Raw genomic sequence first — 25,557 nt, 5'->3', positions numbered from 1 at the left:
CGTCAATAATCTGCGCACCCCCTACATTTACGTGATTGAGATCACACAAAATTCCGCTCGCTGGACACCATAACGATTCAGTGCCAGATTTCACACATTCGAACAGGGCTGGGCTACCTCTGCCACCGCATTAACAACAAACCTCGGGCTACTAGCCTGCGTACACAGAAGAAGGGGTGTTTTATGTCATCCGATTTCAAGATCAAAGTTCAAAGCTTTGGTCGTTTCCTCAGCAATATGGTGATGCCAAACATCGGCGCGTTTATCGCGTGGGGTATCATCACTGCATTGTTCATTCCGACAGGGTGGTTGCCTAACGAAACGCTGGCAAAACTTGTTGGCCCAATGATTACTTACCTGCTGCCACTGCTCATCGGTTATACCGGTGGTCGTCTGGTAGGCGGTGACCGCGGCGGCGTAGTAGGTGCCATTACCACTATGGGCGTGATCGTCGGTGCAGATATGCCAATGTTCCTCGGCGCGATGATTGCCGGTCCTCTGGGCGGCTGGGCGATTAAGAAATTCGACGTCTGGGTGGATGGTAAGATCAAGTCCGGCTTCGAAATGCTGGTGAACAACTTCTCTGCGGGCATCATCGGGATGATCCTCGCGATTCTGGCGTTCCTCGGCATTGGCCCTGCGGTTGAAGTTCTGTCCAAAATTCTGGCGGCAGGCGTTAACTTCATGGTGGCGCACGACATGCTGCCGCTGGCGTCTATCTTTGTTGAACCGGCGAAAATCCTGTTCCTCAACAACGCCATTAACCACGGTATCTTCTCCCCGCTGGGTATTCAGCAGTCGCATGACCTCGGCAAGTCCATCTTCTTCCTGATTGAAGCCAACCCGGGCCCGGGTATGGGCGTGCTGCTGGCGTATATGTTCTTCGGTCGCGGCAGTGCAAAACAGTCTGCAGGCGGCGCGGCGATCATCCACTTCCTGGGTGGTATCCACGAAATTTACTTCCCGTACGTGCTGATGAACCCACGTCTGATCCTTGCCGTTATCCTTGGCGGTATGACCGGCGTGTTCACCCTGAGCGTGCTGGGCGGTGGTCTGGTTTCTCCGGCCTCCCCAGGTTCTATCCTGGCGGTACTGGCGATGACCCCGAAAGGCGCTTACTTCGCTAACATCGCCGCTATCTGTGCAGCCATGGCGGTCTCCTTCGTGGTCTCGGCTATCCTGCTGAAAACCAGCAAGGTGAAAGAAGAAGACGATATCGAAGCGGCAACCCGTCGTATGCACGACATGAAAGCGGAATCCAAAGGCGCAACCCCGCTGGCGGCAGGCGATGTCTCTAACGACCTGAGCCACGTGCGTAAAATCATCGTTGCCTGCGACGCCGGTATGGGCTCCAGCGCAATGGGTGCAGGCGTACTGCGTAAGAAAGTGCAGGACGCGGGCCTGACCAACATCTCCGTCACCAACAGTGCTATTAACAGCCTGCCAGGGGACGTTGACCTGGTCATCACCCACCGCGACCTGACCGAACGCGCGATGCGCCAGGTGCCGCAGGCGCAGCACATTTCGCTGACCAACTTCCTCGACAGCGGCCTGTATACCAGCCTGACCGAACGTCTGGTTGCTGCGCAGCGTCACGAAAGCAACGAAGTGAAAGTGCGTACCAGCCTGCAGGACAGCTTCGACGAGAGCAACGCGCATCTGTTCCGACTGGGCGCGGAAAACATCTTCCTTGGCCGTACTGCTACTACGAAAGAAGAAGCCATTCGCTTTGCGGGTGAGCAGCTGGTTGCCGGCGGTTACGTTCAGCCAGAATACGTTGAAGCGATGCTGGAACGTGAAAAACTGACCCCGACCTACCTGGGCGAATCCATTGCGGTTCCACACGGTACGGTTGAGGCGAAAGACCGCGTGCTGAAAACCGGCGTTGTGTTCTGCCAGTATCCGCAGGGCGTACGTTTCGGTGAAGAAGAAGATGACATCGCCCGTCTGGTGATTGGTATCGCCGCACGCAACAACGAGCACATCCAGGTGATTACCAGCCTGACCAACGCCCTCGACGATGAAACCGTCATTGAGCGTCTGGCTAACACCACCAGCGTTGAAGAAGTGCTGGCGCTGTTGAATAAGTAAGTTCGTTCTCTTCCTTCTCCCCCATGGGGGAGAGGGCTAGGGTGAGGGGAAAAGTTCCTCACCCCAGCCCTCTCGGGTAAAACATTAATGAAGGTTAACACTATGAAAGCATTACATTTTGGCGCAGGTAATATCGGTCGTGGATTTATCGGCAAACTGCTGGCAGACGCGGGCATTACGCTGACATTCGCCGATGTGAATCAGGTAGTCCTCGATGCCCTGAATGCCCGTCATAGCTATCAGGTGCACGTGGTGGGTGAAAACGAACAGGTAGATACCGTGAGCGGTGTTAACGCGGTTAGCAGCATTGGCGACGAGGTCATTGACCTGATCGCTGAAGTCGACCTGGTAACCACCGCCGTTGGCCCTGTCGTCCTGGAACGTATCGCCCCCGCCGTAGCAAAAGGGCTGGCCAAACGTAAAGCCCAGGGCAACAACGCGCCGCTGAACATTATCGCCTGTGAAAACATGGTGCGTGGCACCTCCCAGCTGAAAGGCCATGTGCTGGCCGCCGTGGCTGAAGAAGATAAAGCCTGGGTTGAAGAGCACGTTGGTTTCGTGGACTCTGCCGTAGACCGTATTGTGCCGCCGTCTGCCTCCGCGACCAATGACCCGCTGGAAGTGACCGTTGAGACCTTCAGCGAGTGGATCGTCGATAAAACCCAGTTCAAAGGCGCCCTGCCCACCATTCCAGGTATGGAGTTGACCGACAACCTGATGGCCTTTGTCGAACGCAAACTCTTCACGCTGAACACCGGGCATGCTATAACCGCCTACCTCGGAAAATTGGCCGGCCATCAGACCATCCGTGACGCGATTCTCGATGAGAAAATTCGCGCTGTGGTAAAAGGTGCCATGGAAGAGAGCGGCGCGGTGCTGATCAAACGCTACGGTTTTGATGCCGAAAAACATGCGGCATACATTCAGAAAATCCTCGGCCGTTTTGAAAACCCGTATCTGAAAGATGACGTCGAGCGCGTGGGCCGTCAGCCGCTGCGTAAGCTAAGCGCAGGCGACCGTCTGATTAAGCCGGTACTGGGCACCCTGGAATATGGCCTGCCTAACAAAAACCTGGTCAAGGGGATTGCCGCCGCCATGCATTACCGTAGCGCAGAGGATCCGCAGGCTCAGGAACTGGCGCAATTAATTAACGATAATGGCCCACAGGCCGCACTGGCGCAGGTATCCGGACTGGATGCAAATAGCGAAGTGGTTGTGGAGGCGGTTAACGTTTACAACGCAACCAAATGATGCAGGAACTGGCGCAGGTCATCCTGCGCCCGGATAAAAGATTGTCAGATATGCAGGCAATAATGGAACAAACCCAGGCCTTTGAAAATCGTGTGCTTGAACGTCTGAATGCTGGCAAAACTGTACGAAGTTTCCTGATTTCCGCCGTCGAGTTACTCACCGAGGCGGTGAATATCCTGGTGCTTCAGGTGTTTCGCAAAGACGATTACGCGGTGAAATATGCGGTAGAACCGTTACTGGACGGCGACGGACCGCTGGGCGATTTATCTGTCCGCCTGAAGTTAATCTACGGTCTGGGCGTTATTAGCCGACCGGAGTACGAAGATGCCGAGCTGTTGATGGCCTTGCGGGAAGAGCTAAATCACGACGGCAATGAGTATGGTTTCACCGACGACGAGATCCTCGGGCCGCTGGGTGAGCTACATTGCGTCACGGCCCTTCCCCCGGCGCCGCAGTTCGATACCAGCGATCCTGAGCTTTACGCCATGCAGAAGCAGCGTTATCAGCAGATGGTGCGCTCCACCATGGTGCTCTCTTTAACTGAGCTGATTTCCCGGATCAGCTTAAAAAAAGCGTTTCAGAAGTAAGCCTGCGCACATTGGTGTATCCTTCCCTGTAATCTCCCCCGTTTTTAGAGTTATTTGTGATGAAAGAAGTCGAAAAGAACGAAATTAAACGCCTGAGCGACCGCCTGGATCTGATCCGCCACCAGATGGCTGGCCTCTCGCTGGTTGAGTCCGCCGAGAAGTATGCCGAGCTGGAAAAAGAGACCGCGACGCTGGAAGCCGAAATTGATCGCCTGCGCGCAGTGAAAAACCACAAGCTGAGTAAAGAAGCGCAGAAGCTGATGGACATGCCGCACCGCCGCCCGATCACCAAAAAAGAGCAGGCTGATATGGGCAAGCTGAAGAAAAGCGTTCGTGGTCTGGTCGTCGTGCACCCGATGACCGAACTTGGCCGTGAAATGGGCCTGAAAGAGATGACGGGCTTTTGTAAGACGCCATTCTGATAATTTAAGTTAAGTTAGAAATAGCGGCCCAATAAATTCACATAAGAATGCGTTGGGCTTTTTTATGGGCGCAAAATATTTTTCTGCTATTCCGATGCGGTAATCAGTAATATTACAATCAGTAGGTTCCCAATTTTGTATCATAAGAGTAAAGTAGTTATCCATTTCTTGAAATCTAACTTGAATCGCCACGGGTTTAACAGACACCTCAGAGTCATTTAAGATGACTTAAAGAGAGGTGCCCATGAGCGGTAAGCGTTATCCCGAAGAGTTTAAAATTGAAGCGGTAAAACAGGTTGTTGATCGCGGCCATTCTGTTTCCAGCGTGGCAACACGTCTCGGTATCACCACCCACAGTCTTTATGCCTGGATAAAGGCATATGGCCCGGATTCCTCAACCAATAAAGTCCAGTCAGACGCTCAGGCTGAGATCCGACGCCTCCAGAAAGAGCTGAAGCGGGTTACCGACGAACGGGACATATTAAAAAAAGCCGCGGCGTACTTCGCAAAGCTGTCCGACTGAGGTACGCCTTTATCCGTGACAACACCTATTGCTGGCCTGTCCGACTGCTTTGTCGGGTGCTGGATGTGCATCCGAGTGGTTTTTACGCCTGGCTTCAGCAGCCGGATTCACGGCGGCATCATGCTGACCTGAGGCTGACGGGGCTGATAAAGCAGTTCTGGCTGGAGTCGGGTTGCGTTTATGGTTATCGCAAGATCCACCTCGACCTGCGGGATACCGGACAACAGTGCGGAGTTAACCGTGTCTGGCGACTGATGAAGCGTGCCGGGATAAGGGCTCAGGTCGGGTACCGTAGCCCACGGGCACGTAAGGGTGAAACCAGCATCGTGACGCCCAACAGGCTCCAGCGGCAGTTCAACCCGGAAGCACCGGATGAGCGTTGGGTAACGGACATCACCTACATCCGGACTCACGAAGGCTGGCTGTATCTGGCTGTGGTTGTTGACCTGTTCTCGCGCAAAGTTATTGGCTGGTCAATGCAGCCCCGGATGACAAAGGATATTGTCCTGAATGCACTTCTGATGGCCGTGTGGCGACGTAATCCTCAAAAGCAGGTGCTGGTTCATTCTGATCAAGGCAGTCAGTACACAAGCTATGAGTGGCAGTCGTTCCTGAAATCACACGGGCTGGAGGGCAGTATGAGCCGTCGCGGTAACTGTCATGACAACGCAGTCGCAGAAAGTTTTTTCCAGCTACTGAAACGTGAACGGATAAAGAAAAAGATCTACGGAACGCGAGAAGAAGCTCGCGGTGATATTTTTGATTACATCGAAATATTTTATAACAGTAAGCGTCGGCATGGTTCGAGTGATCATATGCCACCAACTGAATACGAAAAACAATATTATCAGCGGCTCGGAAGTGTCTAGATTATCTGTGGCGATTCAACCTGAACTGATTGCGCCTATCGAAATAGCTTCCGGTGCTTTTGACATTGTTAGCACAAGCCTTGGAGCAACTGAAGATGAAATCATTACATCCGTCTCAAGAATGCTGGGTTTTAAATCAACCAGTAGTGTTCTTCGAAAAGTAATCTCTGATGTTATTGAGCAGGAAATTAAAGATAACCATCTTAAACAGCAAGATGGTTTGATTGTCATCGGAGACCCTGCTTCTGCCCAAAGTGCTGTTTAAAAAATGATTTTCTACTGACGATTATGCGGGGCCCAACTTTATACGATGGGCCCCGCTCTAAATTGGCCCAACCAATCCCCTCTTTGACTGTCCACTGGTTCACATTTCCATTATTTTCCATCACAAAATCGTTGCCCAACCATAACATCTGGTTAACCATTCATTGTCATTACCCCTACATCCCCCTATTGGCAGGACCACTTTTACACGTATTGTGACGTTGAGATGAGCGCAGACTCACCGCGTACAGGGCGGGTGGTCCTCAGGAGACCTGCAATGAGCCTCTGGCAACAAAACTACGATCCGGCCGGCAATATCTGGCTATCGAGCCTGATCGCATCGCTACCCATTCTGTTCTTCTTTTTTGCGCTGATTAAGCTCAAGCTGAAGGGCTACCTTGCCGCGACCTGGACTGTCGCCATCGCCCTGCTGGTCGCGCTGTTCTTTTATAAAATGCCGGTCGATCGCGCGCTGGCTTCGGTTGTCTATGGCTTCTTCTACGGTCTATGGCCCATCGCCTGGATTATTATTGCCGCCGTATTTGTCTATAAAATCTCGGTAAAAACCGGTCAGTTCGACATTATCCGTTCGTCGATTCTCTCCATCACGCCGGACCAGCGCCTGCAAATGCTGATTGTCGGCTTCTCTTTTGGGGCATTCCTGGAGGGGGCGGCTGGCTTTGGCGCGCCGGTGGCCATCACCGCAGCCCTTTTGGTAGGTTTAGGCTTTAACCCGCTCTATGCCGCCGGTCTCTGTCTGATCGTTAACACCGCGCCGGTCGCCTTTGGCGCAATGGGGATCCCGATTCTGGTGGCCGGTCAGGTGACCGGGCTGGACAGCTTTGAGATTGGCCAGATGGTAGGACGTCAGCTGCCGTTCCTGACCATTATTGTGCTGTTCTGGATCATGGCGATTATGGACGGCTGGCGCGGCGTGAAAGAGACCTGGCCTGCGGTGATGGTCGCAGGCGGTTCCTTCGCCATCGCTCAGTACCTCAGCTCCAACTTCCTCGGCCCGGAGCTGCCGGACATTATCTCGTCGCTGGTTTCTCTGGTATGCCTGACGCTGTTCCTCAAGCGCTGGCAGCCGGTGCGTATTTTCCGTTTTGCCGATATGGGCGCCTCACACGTCGATCAGACCCTGGCGCGTACCGGTTATACTCCTGGACAAATCATTCGCGCCTGGTCGCCCTTCCTGTTCCTGACGGCAACCGTCACCCTGTGGAGCGTTCCGCCGTTTAAAGCCCTGTTCGCCCCAGGCGGCGCGCTGTATGACATGGTGATTAATATCTCCGTGCCCTTCCTCGACAAGATGGTCGCGCGTATGCCGCCGGTGGTTAGCGAGGCGACACCCTATGCGGCGGTCTATAAGTTCGACTGGTTCTCCGCCACCGGTACGGCCATCCTGTTTGCCGCTATTCTTTCTGTGGTGTGGCTGCGCATGAAGCCTGCCGCCGCGGTGCAGACGTTTGCCAGCACGCTGAAAGAGCTGGCGCTGCCGATCTACTCCATCGGGATGGTTCTGGCGTTCGCGTTTATCTCGAACTACTCCGGGCTGTCGTCGACGCTGGCCCTGGCCCTGGCGCATACCGGGCACGCATTTACCTTCTTCTCGCCGTTCCTCGGCTGGCTGGGTGTGTTCCTGACCGGGTCAGATACCTCGTCCAACGCCCTGTTTGCTGCGCTACAGGCGACGGCGGCCCAGCAGATTGGCGTCTCCGACGTCCTGCTTGTCGCGGCTAACACGACCGGCGGGGTGACCGGCAAAATGATCTCGCCGCAGTCCATCGCTATCGCCTGTGCGGCGGTAGGCCTGGTGGGCAAGGAGTCCGATTTGTTCCGCTTTACCGTCAAACACAGCCTGATATTCACCTGTATGGTGGGCGTGATCACCACGCTACAGGCCTACGTCTTAACCTGGATGATTCCATGATAGTGATGCCCAGACGTCTTTCCGACGAGATTGCCTCTCGCGTAAAGACGCTGATTAAAGAACAACAGCTGGAGGCGGGCATGAAATTGCCCGCCGAGCGCCAGCTGGCAGCCCAGCTTGGCGTTTCGCGTAACTCGTTACGTGAAGCCCTGGCGACGCTGGTGAATGAAGGGGTGCTGCTGAGCCGTCGTGGCGGCGGCACTTTTGTGCGCTGGCAGCATGATGACTGGTCGGAACAAAACATTGTTCAACCGTTAAAAACGCTGATGGAGAACGATCCGGACTACAGCTTCGATATCCTGGAAGCGCGTCACGCGATCGAAACCAGCACGGCATGGCATGCGGCCATGCGGGCGACGGAGGCCGACAAAGAGAAGCTTAAAGCCTGCTTCGACGCGACGCAAAGCCCCGACCCGGATATCGCCTCCCAGGCGGATGTCCGTTTTCACCTTGCCATTGCTGAAGCCTCGCACAACGTGGTGCTGCTACAGACCATGCGCGGTTTTTTCGACCTATTGCAATCCTCCGTGAAGCAGAGCCGCCAGCGTATGTACCAGGTGCCGCCGGTCTTTGCCCGCCTGACTGAGCAGCACGAGGCGGTGCTGAACGCCATTCTGAACGGAGATGCCGAAGCGGCGCGCAAGGCGATGATGGCACACCTGGGCTTTGTCCACACCACCATCAAACAATTCGATGAAGATCAGGCCCGACAGGCGCGTATTACCCGTCTGCCTGGCGACAACGACACTACCAGGGAGACCAAAGCATGATTATTTCCGCAGCCAGTGACTACCGCGCCGCAGCGAAGCGCATCCTGCCCCCGTTCCTGTTTCACTATATCGACGGCGGTGCTTATGCCGAATACACGCTGCGCCGTAATGTAGAAGACCTGTCGGAAGTGGCCCTGCGTCAGCGCGTGCTGAAGAATATGTCCGATCTTAGCCTCGAGACAACGCTGTTTAACGAAACGCTCTCGATGCCGGTGGCTCTGGCGCCGGTGGGTTTGTGCGGCATGTATGCCCGGCGTGGAGAGGTGCAGGCCGCGGCGGCGGCCGATGCGAAAGGTATTCCCTTTACCCTCTCCACCGTTTCCGTCTGCCCCATTGAAGAGGTGGCGCCGACCATTAAGCGCCCGATGTGGTTCCAGCTGTATGTCCTGCGCGATCGCGGTTTTATGCGCAACGCGCTGGAGCGCGCTAAAGCGGCCGGCTGTTCGACGCTGGTCTTTACGGTGGATATGCCCACCCCCGGCGCGCGCTATCGTGATGCCCACTCAGGTATGAGCGGCGCCAATGCAGCGATGCGTCGTTACTGGCAGGCTGTGACCCATCCTCAGTGGGCATGGGATGTGGGACTTAACGGCCGTCCACACGATCTGGGGAATATCTCTACCTATCTGGGGAAACCCACCGGGCTGGAGGATTACATCGGCTGGCTGGCGAATAACTTCGATCCCTCCATCTCCTGGAAAGACCTGGAGTGGATCCGTGAATTCTGGGACGGCCCTATGGTGATCAAAGGGATCCTCGATCCGGAAGATGCCCGCGATGCGGTCCGTTTTGGTGCCGATGGCATTGTGGTCTCTAACCACGGTGGCCGCCAGCTGGATGGGGTGCTCTCTTCAGCACGGGCATTGCCTGCCATTGCCGACGCGGTGAAAGGGGATATCGCCATCCTGGCCGACAGTGGCATCCGCAACGGGCTGGATGTGGTACGCATGATTGCGCTGGGCGCAGACAGCGTGCTGCTGGGGCGCGCTTATCTCTATGCGCTGGCGACGCACGGCCAGGCGGGCGTGGCGAATCTGCTGAACCTGATCGAGAAAGAGATGAGGGTGGCGATGACGCTAACCGGCGCGAGGTCGATTAGTGAGATCAGCAAAGACTCTCTGGTGCAAGAGTTAAGTAAGCTTCCGGCTGCACTGGCACCCTTGTCGCAGGGCGACGCGGCGTAGTGAAAATGCTATCCTGCCCCCCGCAAATAAGGGGGCAGTCAGCATGCTTAACATCGTACTCTTCGAACCAGAAATTCCGCCGAATACCGGCAATATCATCCGCCTGTGCGCTAACACCGGTTTTCGCCTGCATATCATTGAGCCAATGGGCTTTACGTGGGACGACAAACGCCTGCGTCGCGCGGGGCTGGATTACCATGAATTTACCGCCGTGGTTCGCCATCGGGATCTCGCGGCTTTTCTGGATGCAGAGAAACCCCAGCGCATGTTTGCACTGACCACCAAAGGTACGCCAGCGCACAGTGCCGTGAGCTATCAGCAAGGGGATTATCTGCTGTTTGGCCCAGAGACGCGCGGTCTGCCAGCAACGATTCTGGATGCGCTGCCTGCTGAGCAAAAAATTCGTATTCCCATGATGCCGGACAGCCGCAGTATGAACCTCTCTAATGCGGTGTCGGTGGTGGTTTATGAAGCCTGGCGCCAGCTAGGTTATGCCGGCGCCATCCTCAGAAGTTAAATGCCATCACCATACTCAAAGGTATGGTGAATACCGTTGAAGAACTGATCCATATCCATCGCCGGCTTGTCGCTATCGGGCTTGCCGACAATACGCGCCGGAACGCCTGCGGCGGTGGTATGAGGAGGAACAGGTTGCAATACCACTGAGCCGGCACCAATTTTCGCACCGCGCCCCACTTCGATATTCCCCAGAATCTTCGCCCCGGCACCAATCATCACCCCTTCACGAATTTTCGGGTGGCGATCGCCGCTGGTTTTACCGGTACCGCCCAGGGTCACCGACTGCAGGATCGAAACATCATTTTCGATCACCGCCGTTTCACCCACCACAATACCGGTGGCGTGGTCGAGCATGATGCCCCGGCCAATCTTCGCGGCCGGGTGAATATCGACCTGGAAGGTGACCGAAACCTGGTTTTGCAGAAAAATCGCCAGTGCGCGGCGGCCTTCATTCCACAGCCAGTGGCCGATGCGGTAGGCCTGCAGCGCATGAAACCCTTTCAGGTAAAGCAGAGGGGTGGAGTATTTATCCACCGCCGGGTCACGCGTGCGTACAGCCTGAATATCACAGGCGGCAGAGGCGATCATTTCCGGGTCGGCGGCATAGGCCTCTTCGACCACTTCGCGAATGGCAATGGCGGGCATAATGGCGGAAGACAACTTATTGGCGAGCATATAACTCAGGGCACTGCCAAGATCTTCATGCTTGAGGAGCGTCGCGTGATAAAAGCTGGCCAGCATAGGCTCACAGTCGGCCAAAGCCCGGGCTTCGGCTTTAATATTGTTCCAGACGATATCCAGTTCTTCACACGGCATTGCTTACTCCAGACGTAATGGTACGACCGGCCAGTCTCTGCTGGCCGTGTCGTTGGATGACAAAGGATCCCTGCGATTATCCCCGTCCGACATCAGGCTGCAGGGTTATTGGTTATTACCCTGCGGCCCCGGTTATTTCGGGGAGGCTTCGTTGCTGCGCTCGTCCTTTCGCGCACGACCTAATAAGGTCAATGCTGCCTCGCGCGCATTTTTTCCGCAATACAATACCTGATAAATTTCCTCGGTTATTGGCATTTCGACACCAAAACGGTGCGCCAATTCGCGAACTTCTTTGGTATTGCGGTAGCCTTCAACCACCTGACCAATCTTCTCCTGCGCGCCCGTGACATCCATGCCCTGTCCGAGCATCATGCCGAAGCGGCGGTTACGTGACTGGTTGTCGGTGCAGGTAAGCACCAGGTCGCCCAGCCCCGCCATGCCCATAAAGGTTGTAGGATCGGCACCCAGCGCAGCGCCCAGTCGGGACATCTCGGTCAGGCCGCGGGTGATCAGCGCTGTTCGCGCATTGGCACCAAAGCCAATACCGTCGGACATCCCGGCACCGATGGCAATCACATTCTTCACCGCACCACCCAGCTGCACGCCGATAAAATCGGGGTTGCTGTAGACACGGAAGCTCTTACCGCAGTGCAGAAGCTGCTGCAAATCGTCGGCAAAAGTCTCATCGGTGGACGCCAGAGAGATGGCCGTAGGCAGACCCGCTGCCAGCTCTTTCGCAAATGTCGGTCCGGAGATCACCGCCAGCGGTATCTCATCCCCCAGCGCTTCGCGCGCCACATCCTGCAGCAGACGTCCGGTTTCGGCTTCCAGCCCTTTGGTCGCCCAGACGATACGCGCATCGGCTCGCATCAGCGGTTTTATCTGACGCAGAACCTGGCCAAACACATGGCTGGGTACCACAACCAGAATGTTACGGCTGGCCGCCAGCGCCGTCGCGAGGTCGCTTTCAAGGTGCAGTGAGTCGGGGAAAGGCACATCAGGGAGGAACGCCACGTTACAGCGATCGGCTTGCAACGTTGCGATATGTTTTGGGTCATGGCCCCAGAGCACAACCTGGTGGCCATTTCTTGCCAGAGTAATGGCAAGAGCGGTGCCGTAAGAGCCGGCACCGATCACAGTCATTGACGCATTAACAGTACTCATCAGGCATCCTGATGTTGTTCAGTACCTTCGCCAGCTTGCTGCTGCAGATAGTTCATGAACAGCGCATCGAAGTTCACCGGCGCAAGGTTCAGTTGCGGGAATGTACCACGAGACACCAGGCTGGTAATGCACTCACGGGCATACGGGAACAGAATGTTCGGGCAGTATGCACCCAGGCAATGCGCCATCTGGTTGCCTTCAATGCCACCGATAGAGAAGATACCACCCTGCTGTACTTCACACAGGAACGCCGTTTCTTCGCCCAGAGAAGCAGTTACGGTCACACGCAGCACGACTTCATACACGTCATCCGCCAGTTGGGTAGATGCGGTATCAAGATCAAGTTTAACCTCTGGCTGCCAGTCTTTCTGGAAAACATGCGGCGCATTTGGAGCCTCAAACGAGACATCCTTGGTATAAATGCGCTGGATCTGGAAAGTCATTTCGGTGTTGTTTTGTTCTGACATGAAAAAAACCCTTTTTTTATTGTCTTAAAACGCCTTAGCGCAGCAGAGGATCAAGCCCGCCGCGCGCGTCGAGCGCATATAAATCATCACAGCCGCCAATGTGCTGCGCATCGATAAAAATCTGCGGAACCGTCGTGCGGCCACTTCGCTTAATCATCTCTTCACGCTTCGCGCCGTCGCCATCAATCGGCAACTCCTGGAAAGAGACACCTTTGCTGTCCAGCAGCGCTTTTGCGCGATGGCAGAACGGGCAGGTCGCTTTGGTATAGATTTCGATATTGGCCATGACTTGACTCCTGTTTATTTGCCGCGAACCAGAGGCAGATTCTCGCCGCTCCAGCCGGAGATACCCTCTTTCAGGACGCTCACTTTTTCAAAGCCTGCCTTGTAGAGAATATTGGCGGGCTCCTGAGCCTGCATGCCGGTACCGTCCACAACGATAATCGGTTTGTCTTTATGCTTTTCCAGTTCGCCAAAATTGTTTGCTTTGATTTCAGCGGGCAGCAGGTTGATAGCGCCTGCAATGTGCCCTTTACGGAAATCGTCACGCTGACGCAGATCGACAACCACCGCGTCTTCTTTATTAATAAGACGCGTTGCTTCGCCACGAGTGATCACTTTCACTTTAGACGTGAGGCCTTTGAAAGTAGTGAACAGCACAGCGGCCAGTAAACCAATCCACGCGATACAAAGTATGGGGTGGCGGCTAACAAATTGCATAATTTCTTGCATGGGGGGTAACGACTCCCGACTAAGTGAATAAAAAACCAGGACAGGAGTATACCTGCGCGTTGGAGCAAATACAGCCAGCGACACTAAGCTAATCCATTTTCTGCGGCCTGCCACGAAAAAAAAGACCAAAATTGCCCTGAAGAACCTCTGCCCCGCGGATTTCTTTGATCTTCTGCGGCTATTTGCACGATTCAGCTGTAGTAAAATTACGCAAATTTTTTGTCTATTACGCACAGAGGTTGTCGCAATGTCGGTTTCTAAAAAACCTATGGTACTGGTGATCCTGGATGGCTATGGCTACCGTGAAGAGAGCCAGGATAACGCCATTCTCAACGCCAAAACCCCGGTCATGGATGCACTGTGGGCTAAACGCCCTCATACCTTGATTGATGCTTCCGGTCTGGAAGTCGGTCTGCCGGATCGCCAGATGGGCAACTCCGAAGTCGGACACGTAAACCTGGGCGCCGGGCGCATTGTTTACCAGGATCTCACCCGTCTGGATGTTGAAATTAAAGAACGGACTTTCTTTGCTAACCCGACCCTGTGCGGCGCGGTAGATAAAGCGGTAGCGGCAGGCAAAGCGGTACACATTATGGGTCTGCTCTCTGCAGGCGGTGTACACAGCCACGAAGATCATATTCTGGCGATGGTCGAGCTGGCGGCAGAACGCGGTGCAGAAAAAATCTATCTTCACGCCTTCCTTGATGGTCGCGATACCCCACCGCGTAGCGCTAAACACTCTCTGCAGCTGTTTGAAGAGAAGTTTGCTGCTCTGGGTAAGGGGCGCGTAGCTTCTCTCATCGGCCGTTACTACGCCATGGACCGCGATAATCGCTGGGACCGCGTTGAGCAGGCCTATGACCTGATGACGCTGGCAAAAGGTGAATTCCAGTTCGCGACCGCCGTCGAAGGCCTGGAAGCCGCTTACGCACGGGATGAAAACGACGAATTCGTGAAAGCGACCGTCATTCGCGCTGAAGGCCAGCCTGATGCCGCCATGAACGATGGCGATGCTTTGATCTTCATGAATTTCCGCGCCGACCGTGCCCGTGAAATTACCCGTGCGTTTGTAAATCACGATTTCGACGGCTTCGCCCGTAAGAAAGTGGTTAACCTCGACTACATCCAGTTGACCGAATACGCCGCTGACATCAATGCCCCTTGCGCCTATCCCCCTGCTTCGCTGGAGAATACCTTCGGTGAATGGATGGCGAAGAATGACAAAACCCAGCTACGTATCTCCGAAACCGAGAAATATGCTCACGTTACCTTCTTCTTTAATGGCGGCGTTGAAGAGCCGTTCAGCGGCGAAGATCGTATTCTGATTAACTCCCCGAAAGTAGCGACCTACGATCTGCAGCCTGAAATGAGCTCTGCAGAATTGACTGAAAAACTGGTGGCGGCAATCGAGAGCGGGAAATACGACACCATCATCTGTAACTACCCAAATGGCGACATGGTTGGTCATACCGGCGTAATGGAAGCCGCGGTGAAAGCCGTGGAAGCCCTGGATCACTGCGTTGAGCAGGTCGCGAAAGCGGTGGAAGCGGTGGGTGGACAACTGCTGATCACCGCCGACCACGGCAATGCCGAGCAGATGCGCGATCCATCTACCGGGCAGGCACATACGGCGCACACGAACCTGCCCGTTCCGCTGATCTACGTGGGTGATAAATCAGTGAAAGCGGTCGAAGGCGGCAAGCTTTCTGACATCGCGCCCACTATGCTGACGCTGATGGGTATGGAAATCCCGAAAGAGATGACTGGCAAGGCGCTGTTCATCGTGGAATAATCCTTCCCCATGAGGGGAAAGGCGATTTTTTCAATCACATGGGTCGTGAAGCCGATACGGTTATCAGTCAGACCTCTGCTTTACGCCAGCGCGCTCAGCGCTGGCGTATTGCTGTGCGCTGCGTCCGCCCATGCGGATGACCGGGATCAGCTTAAATCTATTCAGGCCGATATCGCCGCGAAAGAGCGTGCGGTACGCCAGCAACAGCAGCAACGCGCCGCACTGCTTGCGCAACTTAAGCAGCAGGAAGAGGCGATTTCTGCCGCGACGCGTAAATTGCGCGAAACTCAAAACACCCTCACTCAGCTCAATAAGCAAATCGATGAAATGAACGCGTCGATCGCCAAACTTGAACGCCAGCGCATTAGCCAGGAGCGTAATCTTGCGGCGCAGCTCGACGCGGCCTTCCGTCAGGGCGAACATACCGGCATTCAATTGATTTTGAGCGGTGAAGAGAGTCAGCGTGGCCAGCGTTTGCAGGCCTATTTTGGCTATCTGAACCAGGCGCGTCAGGAGACCATTGCGCAGTTGAAACAGACGCGCGAAGAGGTCTCCTCACAAAAAGCCGAGCTGGAAGAGAAGCAGAGCCAGCAGCAGACCTTGCTCTACGAACAGCAGGCGCAGCAGGCGAAGCTGGAGCAGGCGCGCAACGAGCGTAAAAAAACGCTGAGCGGGCTGGAGTCTTCCATTCAGGCTGGTCAGAGTCAGCTCAGCGAAATGCGCGCTAACGAATCTAAATTGCGTAACAGCATTGCCCGTGCGGAAGCGGCTGCCAAAGCGCGTGCCGAAAAAGAGGCGCGCGAGGCGCAGGCTGTACGTAACAAACAGCAGGAAGCGTCCCGTAAAGGCACCACCTACAAACCAACTGAAAGCGAACGTTCATTGATGTCGCGTACCGGTGGCCTGGGCTCCCCGCGCGGTCAGGCTTACTGGCCTGTACGCGGTACAATTCTGCATCGCTATGGCGAACAACTGCAGGGTGAGCTACGTTGGAAAGGGATTGTTATCGGTGCGTCTGAAGGTAGCGAAGTGAAAGCCATTGCCGATGGCCGCGTAATTCTGGCCGACTGGCTGCAGGGTTACGGGCTGGTGGTAGTGGTGGAACACGGTAAAGGCGATATGAGTCTTTACGGCTATAACCAGAGCGCTCTGGTCAGCGTGGGCACCCAGGTGCGCGCCGGCCAACCCATCGCCCTTGTGGGCAGCAGTGGCGGTCAGGGCCGCCCGTCACTCTATTTCGAAATTCGTCGCCAGGGTCAGGCGGTCAATCCACAGCCGTGGTTGGGAAGATAAGTTTTGCTTCAATTTCGTCGTATCGTTCTCTCCGTCGCCAGCGCACTGGCGCTGGTTGCACCCGTTTACGCAGGCAAACTTGCCATCGTCATTGATGACTTCGGTTATCGTCCGCACAATGAAAATCAGGTGCTGGCGATGCCTCCCGCTATCTCCGTAGCGGTATTACCGAACGCGCCCCACGCTCGCGAAATGGCCACCAAAGCGCACAATAGCGGTCACGAGGTCTTGATTCATTTGCCGATGGCACCGCTAAGCAAACAGCCCTTAGAAAAAGATACACTGCGCCCGGAAATGAGCAGCGACGAGGTTGAACGGATCATCCGGGAGGCCTACGGCAAAGTACCGTACGCGGTGGGGCTGAACAACCATATGGGCAGCGCCATGACCTCAAGCCTGTTTGGAATGCAGAAGGTGATGCAGGCGCTGGAGCGCTATAACCTCTATTTCCTCGACAGCATGACCATTGGCAACAGCCAGGCGATGCGTGCGGCACAGGGTACAGGCGTGAAAGTGATTAAGCGCAAAGTGTTCCTGGACGATACGCAAAACGAGGCGGATATCCGCGTGCAGTTTAATCGTGCCGTTCAGCTGGCACGCCGCAATGGTTCTGCCATTGCGATTGGGCATCCCCACCCTTCTACCGTACGCGTATTGCAGCAGATGCTACCGACGCTGCCCTCTGACATTACGCTGGTGCGCCCAAGCAGCCTGTTAAACGAGCCGCAGGTGGATACTTCCACACCCAATATGACGCCGCCGAAAGGCAATGCACCTGACACCCCGCGAAATCCGTTCCGCGGCGTGAATATCTGTAAACCGAAGGGGGCGCCTGCGCCGGTATATGCAGACCGATTCTTTAGCGTACTGAGCGACAGCATCGCTCAAAGCATGCTGGTGAGCTATTTCCAGCATCAGTGGCAGGGATGGGGGCGATCCCCCGGTAGCAAAAACGTTAGCGTAGATTGAGCACTTTGCGGGTAATACGGTGGGGCGACAGCGTTTTGTCGCGCCATTTCCACAGGCGATATGTCCACAGCATCGCCTGCCAGGCCAGTTTCACGCTGCGCACGTTCATGACCATACGTTTATACATCCCGGAAGCATAAATCTCAGCAATCATACGTTGGCGCGTTGAGATATCTTTTTCTTTACGTACGCAGTGGCATACGCGCAATGCTTCATAGGTGATTTGCTGATGAAACTCAGGATAAATCGTAATGCGATTTGCATAGTCACGATTTAATTTCTCAAGTAATCGTGTGATCTTCATATAATGACGCTGGTAATTAAGGTTTTTATCCCCTTGTCTTTTAAGACGACTTACTGACTGGTCATGTAAAAAATATTTATATAAAGATTCTTCGGTATATCTTGCGCGGACAGCGTTAAACATAAATTCAGTGGTCCACACAATGTCCTGATGGTGTAAACCCGGAACAAACATGATTTTGTTTTTGAGAATAACCTCACGCCGATATACACCCATCCAGACAACATGCGTCCAGCGGCGTGATGCCAGTGCCATGCGCAACCAGTCCGGGCCGGTTAATACACCCGTAGAACGCAGACGATCGGTGGGGATGGATTGCCAGGTACTGCCCGTTTCTCGCACGCACCAGTCAGCATTACACTGGGCGACATCAAGATCGTCCTCCAGCGCCATCTTCATCAGCGTTTCGTACATATTTGGATAGACCAGGTCATCCGCATCGACAAAGGCGACGTAGTCGCCTGTAGCGACGGCAAGCCCGCGGTTACGGGCGACAGAGGCCCCGGCGTTACTCTGATGAATCAGCTTAACGTGGGGGTAGTTGTCAGCATAATATTGTGCAATTTCAACGGAGTTATCTGTAGAACCGTCGTTGACAATAATAATTTCCAGAGCAGTCCATGTTTGCCCGATTAATGATTCCATGCAGGCATTAAAGTCCTTTGCCGCATTGTACAACGGAATAATCACACTGAGCCTGATTGAACTATTCATCATCACTTACCAAATACCCTTGAGGTTACGCGGCATTGTACAGCCCTTATATTAAGAAAGTATTAAGGCTGGCAATGTATGCGGCGTCTAAGTGTAAAGTGTATTGACGTTCAGGTTAGGTAATTAAAATTAGCAGCACAACGAGACAATAACTCAATTACGCAATATTTATGACAAATGACATTTATTTACAACATTTCAGACAAGCCTTATAAGAAAAGGCCGAATAACTCGGCCTTTTTTATTATTTGTCCCAGCTGAGGATGACTTTGCCGGATTGACCGGAACGCATGGCGTCGAAGCCTTTCTGGAACTCATCGACAGAGAAGTGATGAGTGATAATCGGAGTCAGATCCAGGCCAGACTGGATCAGCGCCGCCATCTTGTACCAGGTTTCGAACATCTCACGGCCATAAATGCCTTTGATGAAAAGCCCTTTGAAGATGACCTTGTTCCAGTCGATAGACATATCCGAAGGCGGAATACCCAGCATCGCGATACGACCGCCGTGGTTCATGGTGTCGAGCATGGTACGGAACGCTGGCGGCGCGCCGGACATTTCCAGACCGACGTCAAAACCTTCGGTCATACCCAGCTCTTCCATGACATCATTCAGACTTTCTTTCGAAACATCTACCGCGCGGGTCACGCCCATTTTACGTGCCAGCGACAGGCGATACTCATTCACGTCGGTGATAACAACGTTACGCGCACCCACGTGCTTCGCAACCGCAGCCGCCATAATCCCAATCGGGCCGGCACCGGAGACCAGCACATCTTCGCCCACCAGGTCGAAAGAGAGGGCGGTATGGACCGCGTTACCGAACGGGTCGAAGATGGAGGCCAGATCGTCAGAGATGTTGTCCGGGATTTTGAAGGCGTTGAACGCCGGGATCACCAGATATTCTGCGAAACAACCCGGACGGTTCACCCCTACACCGACGGTATTACGACACAGGTGCGTACGTCCACCGCGGCAGTTACGGCAGTGGCCGCAGGTAATATGACCTTCGCCAGAGACGCGGTCGCCAATTTTAAAGCCTTTGACTTCCTGCCCGATACCGACCACTTCGCCCACATATTCATGACCTACAACCATCGGTACCGGGATGGTTTTCTGTGACCACTGGTCCCAGTTGTAGATATGAACGTCTGTGCCGCAGATGGCCGTTTTACGAATTTTGATCAGCAGATCGTTATGACCGACTTCCGGCTCCGGCACGTCGGTCATCCAAATCCCTTCTTCCGCTTTCAGTTTGGATAACGCTTTCATTACACGTCCTCAGGCAATTACGCCCAGCTGTTTACCGATGCGGGTAAAGGCTTCTACCGCACGTTCAATTTGTTCAGGCGAATGCGCCGCAGACATTTGGGTGCGGATGCGCGCCTGACCTTTTGGCACCACCGGAAAGAAGAACCCGGTAACGTAAATTCCTTCTTTTTGCAGCTCGCGAGCAAAGTTCTGTGCCACCACCGCATCGCCCAGCATCACCGGGATGATCGCGTGGTCAGCACCCGCCAGGGTAAAACCTGCCGCACTCATTTTCTCGCGGAATAGACGGGCGTTGGACCACAGACGGTCGCGCAGTTCGCTGCCCGCTTCTACCATCTCCAGCACTTTGATAGAGGCCGCAACAATCGCCGGGGCCAGCGAGTTGGAGAACAGATACGGGCGAGAACGCTGGCGCAGCCACTCCACCACCTCTTTACGCGCAGCGGTATAGCCGCCGGACGCGCCGCCGAGCGCTTTGCCCAGCGTACCGGTGATGATGTCCACGCGGCCCATCACCTCACAGTATTCGTGCGAGCCACGGCCATTCTCACCCACGAAGCCGACGGCGTGAGAGTCATCAACCATTACCAGCGCGTCGTATTTGTCCGCCAGGTCGCATACGCCCTTCAGATTGGCGATCACGCCGTCCATAGAGAATACGCCGTCGGTGGCAATCAGCACATGGCGAGCGCCGGCTTCACGCGCCTCTTTCAGACGGGCTTCCAGCTCAACCATGTCGTTGTTGGCGTAACGGTAACGCTTCGCTTTACACAGGCGCACACCGTCAATAATGGAGGCGTGGTTCAGCGCGTCGGAAATGATTGCATCCTCTGCGCCAAGCAGCGTCTCAAAGAGACCGCCGTTAGCATCGAAACAGGAGGAGTACAGAATGGAATCTTCCATCCCGAGGAAATTCGCCAGCTTTTGCTCAAGCTGATTATGGCTATCCTGCGTGCCGCAGATGAAGCGCACGGAGGCCATACCGAAACCGTGGGAGTCCATGCCATTTTTGGCTGCGGCAATCAGCTCAGGATGATTCGCGAGACCTAAGTAGTTGTTGGCGCAGAAGTTGATCACATGGCTGCCGTCGGCAACGGTGATATCGGCCTGCTGAGCAGAGGTAATAATACGCTCTTCTTTGAACAACCCTTCCGCACGTGCGGTTTCCAGGTCGCTGTTTAACTGTTTGTAAAAATCCCCACGCATTGCAATTCTCCAGACTCGGCAAATTTTGGCACATATTACCCAAAGCTATACGGGGATACGAGATGACGCATCATCTGTTGTCGTTTTTGCAGCATAAATCACGTGTATCCTTGTGGTATGTCGGTGCTTTTACACGGGCATGGCAATTATAGAACCACAATAAACCATGAGTTTTATGTGGCTTTTAACGGCGCAGGAAAGAAATATCCGAAAGCGCCTTTGGTAAAGGCGCCGGGAAAACAGAAATGTAATAAAGAAGAAGAGGAGACGGCGTCGGTTGGAATGATTATTTTCTGGACAAGAAAATCCTGAGTGCCTGCATTTTTGCACCGAACCGGGAACGTTTGAAACAGCGGAACAGATCAAACCATTTACCATGTCCCAGGTAGTTCAAAGCAAACAGATCGGGTCTTTTGTAATAACACATAACAAAGATCCCTTGATCATCATCCACGATATTATTTTCAAGGGTCAATTTCTGGCTCTGGAAAACAAGAGGGTAAAACTCTTTCCATTTCTCTTGTGAACCAACAAGTGCCCCGCCAATAATATGCACATGATTACCGATCATAAAATCGAAAGCTTGTTGCAGGGAATTAACGCTAAGACCCTTTTTAATGGTAAAAAGATGCATTTTATTTGGATCGAACGGGAAATCCCAGACAGTAAGACCGCGGGTCACATTATCTTTACGGCAATAGCCAAAGTCGATCCAGGCGACAAGCGGCGTCCTAATAAGACCAGCATTAATAGCTCTGTTTACAAAATAGGATTTTAGATTACAAACCAGTACATAATCCGGCGACCAGTATTCAGGATTTTTAAGTTGTCGCGTCTCTAGTTTGCTGGTAAAAGCTTCATCTCGTTGAATTTTTTGAATGCGCGAACGGATATGTTTAAATTTATTTTTAATATCAATCGTAATAACCGTTGTTGGTTTACCCTCACGAATAGCTTCGACTCTTGCTTTTAAATCCGGAGAGGTAAAAACCACCATGTCATTCTCAAGCGCGGCTAAACGTTCAAAATAACTAAAATAAACATCAACTGAACGCGCAAGTTTTTCGCGGAATCCTTTATTAGAAGTCCACTCTCCTCTACCAATATCAAAATATGCTGTCACAATCGTGGTAGATGAATTCATCGTAGATATAACCGTTATTATAAAAGAATAATTATAACATAACTGACTACAGGCTGTACATAGTTCATTTATTAACCAACAAAGTGTATTTAACTAATAACGATTGAAAATATTAAGGCAAATTATCCCGATATAATATTTTTTCCAGCCGCCTTTATGGGAAGCAACTGAAAAGCCCTTGTTACCTTCAGAAACTCCTCAGGACGCGGTTCAAATGGCTGAAGGGATGCCGTTGTGATGATATGATTACAGACATTAGCATCCGGGATTGTCCCCGGGCTCCACACTTCAAAGGTTACAGTTATGATCATCGTTACCGGCGGCGCAGGTTTCATCGGAAGTAACATCGTTAAAGCCCTTAATGACAAAGGCATCACCGACATCCTGGTGGTGGACAACCTGAAAGATGGCACCAAGTTCGTCAACCTGGTGGATTTGAACATTGCTGACTATATGGATAAAGAAGATTTCCTTATCCAGATTATGGCGGGTGAAGAGTTCGGCGAGATCGAAGCCATCTTCCACGAGGGGGCATGCTCCTCCACCACCGAGTGGGATGGCAAGTACATGATGGACAATAACTATCAGTACTCCAAAGAGATCCTGCACTACTGTCTGGAACGTGAAATCCCGTTCCTGTATGCCTCTTCTGCAGCCACCTACGGCGGCCGTACATCTGACTTTATCGAATCCCGCGAGTATGAGCAGCCGCTGAACGTCTACGGCTACTCCAAATTCCTGTTTGATGAATATGTACGTCAGGTGCTACCTGAAGCAAATTCCCTGATTGTTGGCTTCCGTTATTTTAACGTCTACGGGCCGCGTGAAGGGCACAAAGGCAGCATGGCGAGCGTGGCGTTCCACCTGAACACTCAGCTGAATAACGGTGAAAGCCCGAAATTGTTCGAAGGCAGCGACGGCTTCAAGCGCGACTTTGTCTACGTGGGCGATGTGGCAGCGGTGAACCTGTGGTTCTGGGAAAACGGTGTGTCCGGTATCTATAACCTGGGCACAGGCCGCGCAGAGTCCTTCCAGGCGGTCGCTGACGCCACGCTGGCATACCACAAAGAAGGCAGCATTGAATACATCCCGTTCCCGGACAAACTGAAAGGCCGCTACCAGGCGTTCACGCAGGCTGACCTGACAAACCTGCGTAAAGCGGGGTACGACAAGCCGTTCAAGACCGTTGCCGAAGGGGTAACGGAATATATGGCCTGGCTGAACCGCGACGCGTAAGGCAGGCAAGCAATGAGAATACTGGTGATCGGCCCGTCATGGGTGGGCGACATGATGATGTCGCAAAGTCTCTATCGCACGCTCAAGGCGCGTTATCCCCAGGCGATTATTGATGTGATGGCACCTGCGTGGTGCCGTCCGCTCTTATCGCGTATGCCAGAAGTGAACGAAGCGATCCCGATGCCGCTCGGCCACGGGGCGCTGGAAATTGGCGAGCGACGTAAGCTCGGCCACAGTCTGCGTGAACGACGCTATGACCGCGCCTATGTGCTGCCCAACTCCTTTAAATCTGCCCTGGTGCCTTTTTTTGCCAGTATTCCTCATCGTACAGGCTGGCGCGGCGAAATGCGCTACGGCCTGCTCAATGACGCGCGCGTGCTGGATAAAGAAGCCTGGCCACTTATGGTCGAGCGCTATGTGGCGCTGGCCTATGATAAAGGCGTGATGCAAACAGCGAAGGACTTACCGCAGCCCCTGCTCTGGCCTCAACTGCAGGTTAATGACGGTGAAAAGTCCCAGGTTTGCAGTACGTTTGGTCTTTCTTCAGAACGTCCGATGATCGGCTTCTGTCCGGGCGCAGAATTCGGCCCGGCAAAGCGCTGGCCGCACTACCACTATGCCGAACTGGCAAAACAGCTTATTGATGAAGGCTTCCAAATCGTGTTGTTTGGCTCAGCCAAAGATCACGAAGCCGGCAATGAAATTCTCGCCACACTCAGCAACGAGCAGCAGGCGTGGTGCCGTAACCTGGCAGGAGAGACCCAGCTGGAGCAGGCGGTCATTCTGATAGCCGCCTGTAAAGCCGTAGTCACTAACGACTCAGGGCTGATGCACGTCGCTGCCGCACTTAACCGCCCGCTGGTTGCCCTTTATGGTCCCAGCAGCCCGGACTTTACGCCACCGTTGTCGCATAAGGCTCGCGTGATCCGCCTGATTACGGGCTATCACAAAGTGCGTAAAGGCGATACGGCTGAGGGTTACCATCAAAGCCTCATCGACATTACTCCACAGCGCGTGCTTGAAGAACTCAACAGCCTGTTACTGCAAGAGGAAAGCTGACAGATGCGGGTTCTGATCGTCAAAACATCCTCAATGGGCGATGTATTACATACGCTACCTGCGCTGACTGACGCACAGCAGGCAATACCGGGTATTCGATTCGACTGGGTGGTTGAGGAAGGTTTCGCTCAAATCCCATCATGGCATGCAGCGGTCGATCGCGTTATCCCGGTAGCCATTCGTCGCTGGCGTAAAGCATGGTTTTCAGCGGCGGTAAAAGCAGAACGTAAAGCGTTTCGTGAGGCTGTACAGGCTGAAAATTACGATGCGGTTATCGACGCACAGGGTCTGGTTAAAAGCGCTGCGCTGGTCACCCGCCTCGCGCGCGGTATTAAGCACGGCATGGACTGGCAGTCCGCCCGCGAACCCCTGGCTTCGCTTTTCTATAACCAACGTCACTCTGTCCCAAAGCAGCAACATGCGGTGGAACGTACTCGTGAACTTTTTGCGCTCAGTCTGGGCTACAACAAACCACGAGCACAGGGCAACTATGCGATAGCGCAGCATTTTTTGAATCATCTTAATGCAGATGCAGGCCAGTATGCGGTATTTTTACACGCCACGACCCGTGATGATAAGCACTGGCCGGAAGCAAACTGGAGAGAGTTGATCGGATTACTGGCAGCGTCAGGGATTCGAATCAAACTGCCGTGGGGTGCGCCGCATGAAGAGGCGCGAGCCAAAAGGCTGGCTGAAGGGTTTGACTACGTGGAAGTGTTGCCACGAATGAGTCTTGAAAATGTTGCGAAGGTCCTGGCTGGCGCGAAATTTGTTGTGTCGGTGGATACAGGTCTGAGCCATCTTACCGCGGCGCTGGATCGCCCAAATATCACTTTATATGGCCCAACGGATCCTGGATTGATAGGGGGTTATGGGATGAACCAGTTGGAGTGCCGTTCTGCAAATAAAATGCTTGCGAACTTACCCGCTTCTATTGTGTTTGACCAATTAACGTCTAAATTTTAACTCTCATGA

25 protein-coding genes are annotated in these 25,557 nt (G+C 53.7%); 16 read left to right on the top strand and 9 right to left on the bottom strand.

Annotation, left to right across the window (positions count from 1 at the left end):
* Window positions 1-183: 183 nt before the first annotated feature.
* The 10 genes from JZ655_RS00650 (at window position 184) to trmL (ending at window position 10,411) form a co-directional block, all read left to right on the top strand.
* Window positions 184-2,091 carry a PTS mannitol transporter subunit IICBA gene (locus tag JZ655_RS00650; RefSeq protein ID WP_040077872.1) on the top strand — a complete coding sequence of 636 codons (1,908 nt, stop codon included), beginning with the start codon at window positions 184-186 and terminating at the stop codon, window positions 2,089-2,091.
* A 102-nt stretch (window positions 2,092-2,193) separates the two neighbouring features.
* Window positions 2,194-3,342: a mannitol-1-phosphate 5-dehydrogenase gene (gene mtlD, locus JZ655_RS00645; RefSeq protein WP_483423525.1), complete on the top strand. Its 1,149-nt coding sequence runs from the start codon at window positions 2,194-2,196 to the stop codon at window positions 3,340-3,342.
* Entirely contained in the window at window positions 3,339-3,929 is a 591-nt protein-coding gene (gene mtlR / locus JZ655_RS00640; RefSeq protein WP_040077870.1) for a mannitol operon repressor MtlR, read from the top strand. Before mtlD ends, mtlR begins: the two co-directional genes overlap by 4 nt.
* Before the next feature lie 59 nt (window positions 3,930-3,988).
* Window positions 3,989-4,351: a YibL family ribosome-associated protein gene (locus JZ655_RS00635; RefSeq protein WP_040077869.1), complete on the top strand. Its 363-nt coding sequence runs from the start codon at window positions 3,989-3,991 to the stop codon at window positions 4,349-4,351.
* Between the two features lie 244 nt (window positions 4,352-4,595).
* A protein-coding gene (locus tag JZ655_RS00630; protein WP_089620201.1) for an IS3 family transposase occupies window positions 4,596-5,743 on the top strand; the annotation gives its coding sequence in 2 pieces (ribosomal slippage) (window positions 4,596-4,833 and window positions 4,833-5,743; 1,149 coding nt in all).
* A gap of 7 nt (window positions 5,744-5,750) precedes the next feature.
* Window positions 5,751-6,008 carry a hypothetical protein gene (locus tag JZ655_RS00625; protein ID WP_207292746.1) on the top strand — a complete coding sequence of 86 codons (258 nt, stop codon included), beginning with the start codon at window positions 5,751-5,753 and terminating at the stop codon, window positions 6,006-6,008.
* Between the two features lie 276 nt (window positions 6,009-6,284).
* A complete protein-coding gene (gene lldP / locus JZ655_RS00620) occupies window positions 6,285-7,940 on the top strand; it encodes an L-lactate permease (RefSeq protein WP_207292745.1) in 1,656 nt (551 codons plus the stop codon).
* Window positions 7,937-8,710, top strand: a complete 774-nt coding sequence (gene lldR, locus JZ655_RS00615; protein WP_040077867.1) for a transcriptional regulator LldR — start codon at window positions 7,937-7,939, stop codon at window positions 8,708-8,710. The genes lldP and lldR overlap by 4 nt, the downstream gene beginning before the upstream one ends.
* Window positions 8,707-9,894, top strand: coding sequence for an FMN-dependent L-lactate dehydrogenase LldD (lldD, locus tag JZ655_RS00610; protein WP_040077866.1), 1,188 nt, complete (start codon window positions 8,707-8,709; stop codon window positions 9,892-9,894). Before lldR ends, lldD begins: the two co-directional genes overlap by 4 nt.
* A gap of 43 nt (window positions 9,895-9,937) precedes the next feature.
* On the top strand, window positions 9,938-10,411 hold the full coding sequence (gene trmL / locus JZ655_RS00605) for a tRNA (uridine(34)/cytosine(34)/5-carboxymethylaminomethyluridine(34)-2'-O)-methyltransferase TrmL (protein ID WP_040077865.1): 474 nt from the start codon (window positions 9,938-9,940) through the stop codon (window positions 10,409-10,411).
* Here trmL and cysE read toward each other — a convergent pair.
* From cysE to JZ655_RS00580, 5 genes are all read right to left on the bottom strand, one after another.
* The gene (cysE, locus tag JZ655_RS00600) at window positions 10,408-11,229 is read right to left on the bottom strand and encodes a serine O-acetyltransferase (RefSeq protein ID WP_040077864.1); all 822 of its coding nucleotides are present in this window, start codon (window positions 11,227-11,229) and stop codon (window positions 10,408-10,410) included. The two genes, trmL and cysE, sit on opposite strands and share 4 nt — an antisense overlap.
* A gap of 132 nt (window positions 11,230-11,361) precedes the next feature.
* A complete protein-coding gene (gene gpsA, locus JZ655_RS00595; protein WP_046886289.1) occupies window positions 11,362-12,393 on the bottom strand; it encodes an NAD(P)H-dependent glycerol-3-phosphate dehydrogenase in 1,032 nt (343 codons plus the stop codon).
* Complete coding sequence (secB, locus tag JZ655_RS00590) at window positions 12,393-12,860, bottom strand: protein-export chaperone SecB (protein ID WP_014168079.1); 468 nt, start codon at window positions 12,858-12,860, stop codon at window positions 12,393-12,395. The genes gpsA and secB overlap by 1 nt, the downstream gene beginning before the upstream one ends.
* A gap of 34 nt (window positions 12,861-12,894) precedes the next feature.
* Window positions 12,895-13,146 carry a glutaredoxin 3 gene (gene grxC, locus JZ655_RS00585; protein ID WP_040077862.1) on the bottom strand — a complete coding sequence of 84 codons (252 nt, stop codon included), beginning with the start codon at window positions 13,144-13,146 and terminating at the stop codon, window positions 12,895-12,897.
* 14 nt (window positions 13,147-13,160) lie between these two features.
* Window positions 13,161-13,592, bottom strand: coding sequence for a rhodanese-like domain-containing protein (locus JZ655_RS00580; RefSeq protein WP_207292744.1), 432 nt, complete (start codon window positions 13,590-13,592; stop codon window positions 13,161-13,163).
* A gap of 247 nt (window positions 13,593-13,839) precedes the next feature.
* Between JZ655_RS00580 and gpmM the strand changes: the two genes are divergently transcribed.
* Genes gpmM through JZ655_RS00565 form a run of 3 tightly spaced genes read left to right on the top strand, consistent with a single transcriptional unit; the run spans window position 13,840 to window position 17,646 of the window.
* Window positions 13,840-15,384, top strand: coding sequence for a 2,3-bisphosphoglycerate-independent phosphoglycerate mutase (gene gpmM / locus JZ655_RS00575; protein WP_207292743.1), 1,545 nt, complete (start codon window positions 13,840-13,842; stop codon window positions 15,382-15,384).
* A 33-nt stretch (window positions 15,385-15,417) separates the two neighbouring features.
* Window positions 15,418-16,677 carry a murein hydrolase activator EnvC gene (envC, locus tag JZ655_RS00570; protein ID WP_242637326.1) on the top strand — a complete coding sequence of 420 codons (1,260 nt, stop codon included), beginning with the start codon at window positions 15,418-15,420 and terminating at the stop codon, window positions 16,675-16,677.
* Window positions 16,678-16,680: 3 nt separating this feature from the next.
* Entirely contained in the window at window positions 16,681-17,646 is a 966-nt protein-coding gene (locus JZ655_RS00565) for a divergent polysaccharide deacetylase family protein (RefSeq protein WP_207292742.1), read from the top strand.
* On the opposite strand, the gene JZ655_RS00560 is transcribed toward JZ655_RS00565, so the two are convergent.
* From JZ655_RS00560 to yibB, 4 genes are all read right to left on the bottom strand, one after another.
* On the bottom strand, window positions 17,633-18,667 hold the full coding sequence (locus JZ655_RS00560) for a glycosyltransferase (protein ID WP_046886294.1): 1,035 nt from the start codon (window positions 18,665-18,667) through the stop codon (window positions 17,633-17,635). The genes JZ655_RS00565 and JZ655_RS00560 overlap by 14 nt on opposite strands.
* 241 nt (window positions 18,668-18,908) lie before the next feature.
* Window positions 18,909-19,937: an L-threonine 3-dehydrogenase gene (gene tdh / locus JZ655_RS00555; RefSeq protein ID WP_040077852.1), complete on the bottom strand. Its 1,029-nt coding sequence runs from the start codon at window positions 19,935-19,937 to the stop codon at window positions 18,909-18,911.
* A gap of 9 nt (window positions 19,938-19,946) precedes the next feature.
* Window positions 19,947-21,143, bottom strand: a complete 1,197-nt coding sequence (gene kbl, locus JZ655_RS00550; protein WP_207292741.1) for a glycine C-acetyltransferase — start codon at window positions 21,141-21,143, stop codon at window positions 19,947-19,949.
* Between the two features lie 286 nt (window positions 21,144-21,429).
* On the bottom strand, window positions 21,430-22,287 hold the full coding sequence (gene yibB, locus JZ655_RS00545; protein WP_207292740.1) for a protein YibB: 858 nt from the start codon (window positions 22,285-22,287) through the stop codon (window positions 21,430-21,432).
* A 303-nt stretch (window positions 22,288-22,590) separates the two neighbouring features.
* On the opposite strand from yibB, the gene rfaD reads away from it, so the two are divergent.
* The 3 genes from rfaD to rfaC are packed head-to-tail and all read left to right on the top strand — an operon-like array spanning window position 22,591 to window position 25,548.
* The gene (gene rfaD / locus JZ655_RS00540) at window positions 22,591-23,523 is read left to right on the top strand and encodes an ADP-glyceromanno-heptose 6-epimerase (RefSeq protein WP_207292739.1); all 933 of its coding nucleotides are present in this window, start codon (window positions 22,591-22,593) and stop codon (window positions 23,521-23,523) included.
* 12 nt (window positions 23,524-23,535) lie between these two features.
* Entirely contained in the window at window positions 23,536-24,582 is a 1,047-nt protein-coding gene (rfaF, locus tag JZ655_RS00535; protein ID WP_207292738.1) for an ADP-heptose--LPS heptosyltransferase RfaF, read from the top strand.
* 3 nt (window positions 24,583-24,585) lie between these two features.
* Entirely contained in the window at window positions 24,586-25,548 is a 963-nt protein-coding gene (gene rfaC / locus JZ655_RS00530) for a lipopolysaccharide heptosyltransferase RfaC (RefSeq protein WP_207292737.1), read from the top strand.
* Window positions 25,549-25,557 lie beyond the last annotated feature (9 nt).

The sequence above is a fragment of the Leclercia pneumoniae genome, from assembly GCF_017348915.1.
Classification (GTDB): domain Bacteria; phylum Pseudomonadota; class Gammaproteobacteria; order Enterobacterales; family Enterobacteriaceae; genus Enterobacter; species Enterobacter pneumoniae.
Note: the sequence above shows the minus strand (reverse complement) of the source record. Positions and strands in the feature narration are given on the sequence as shown.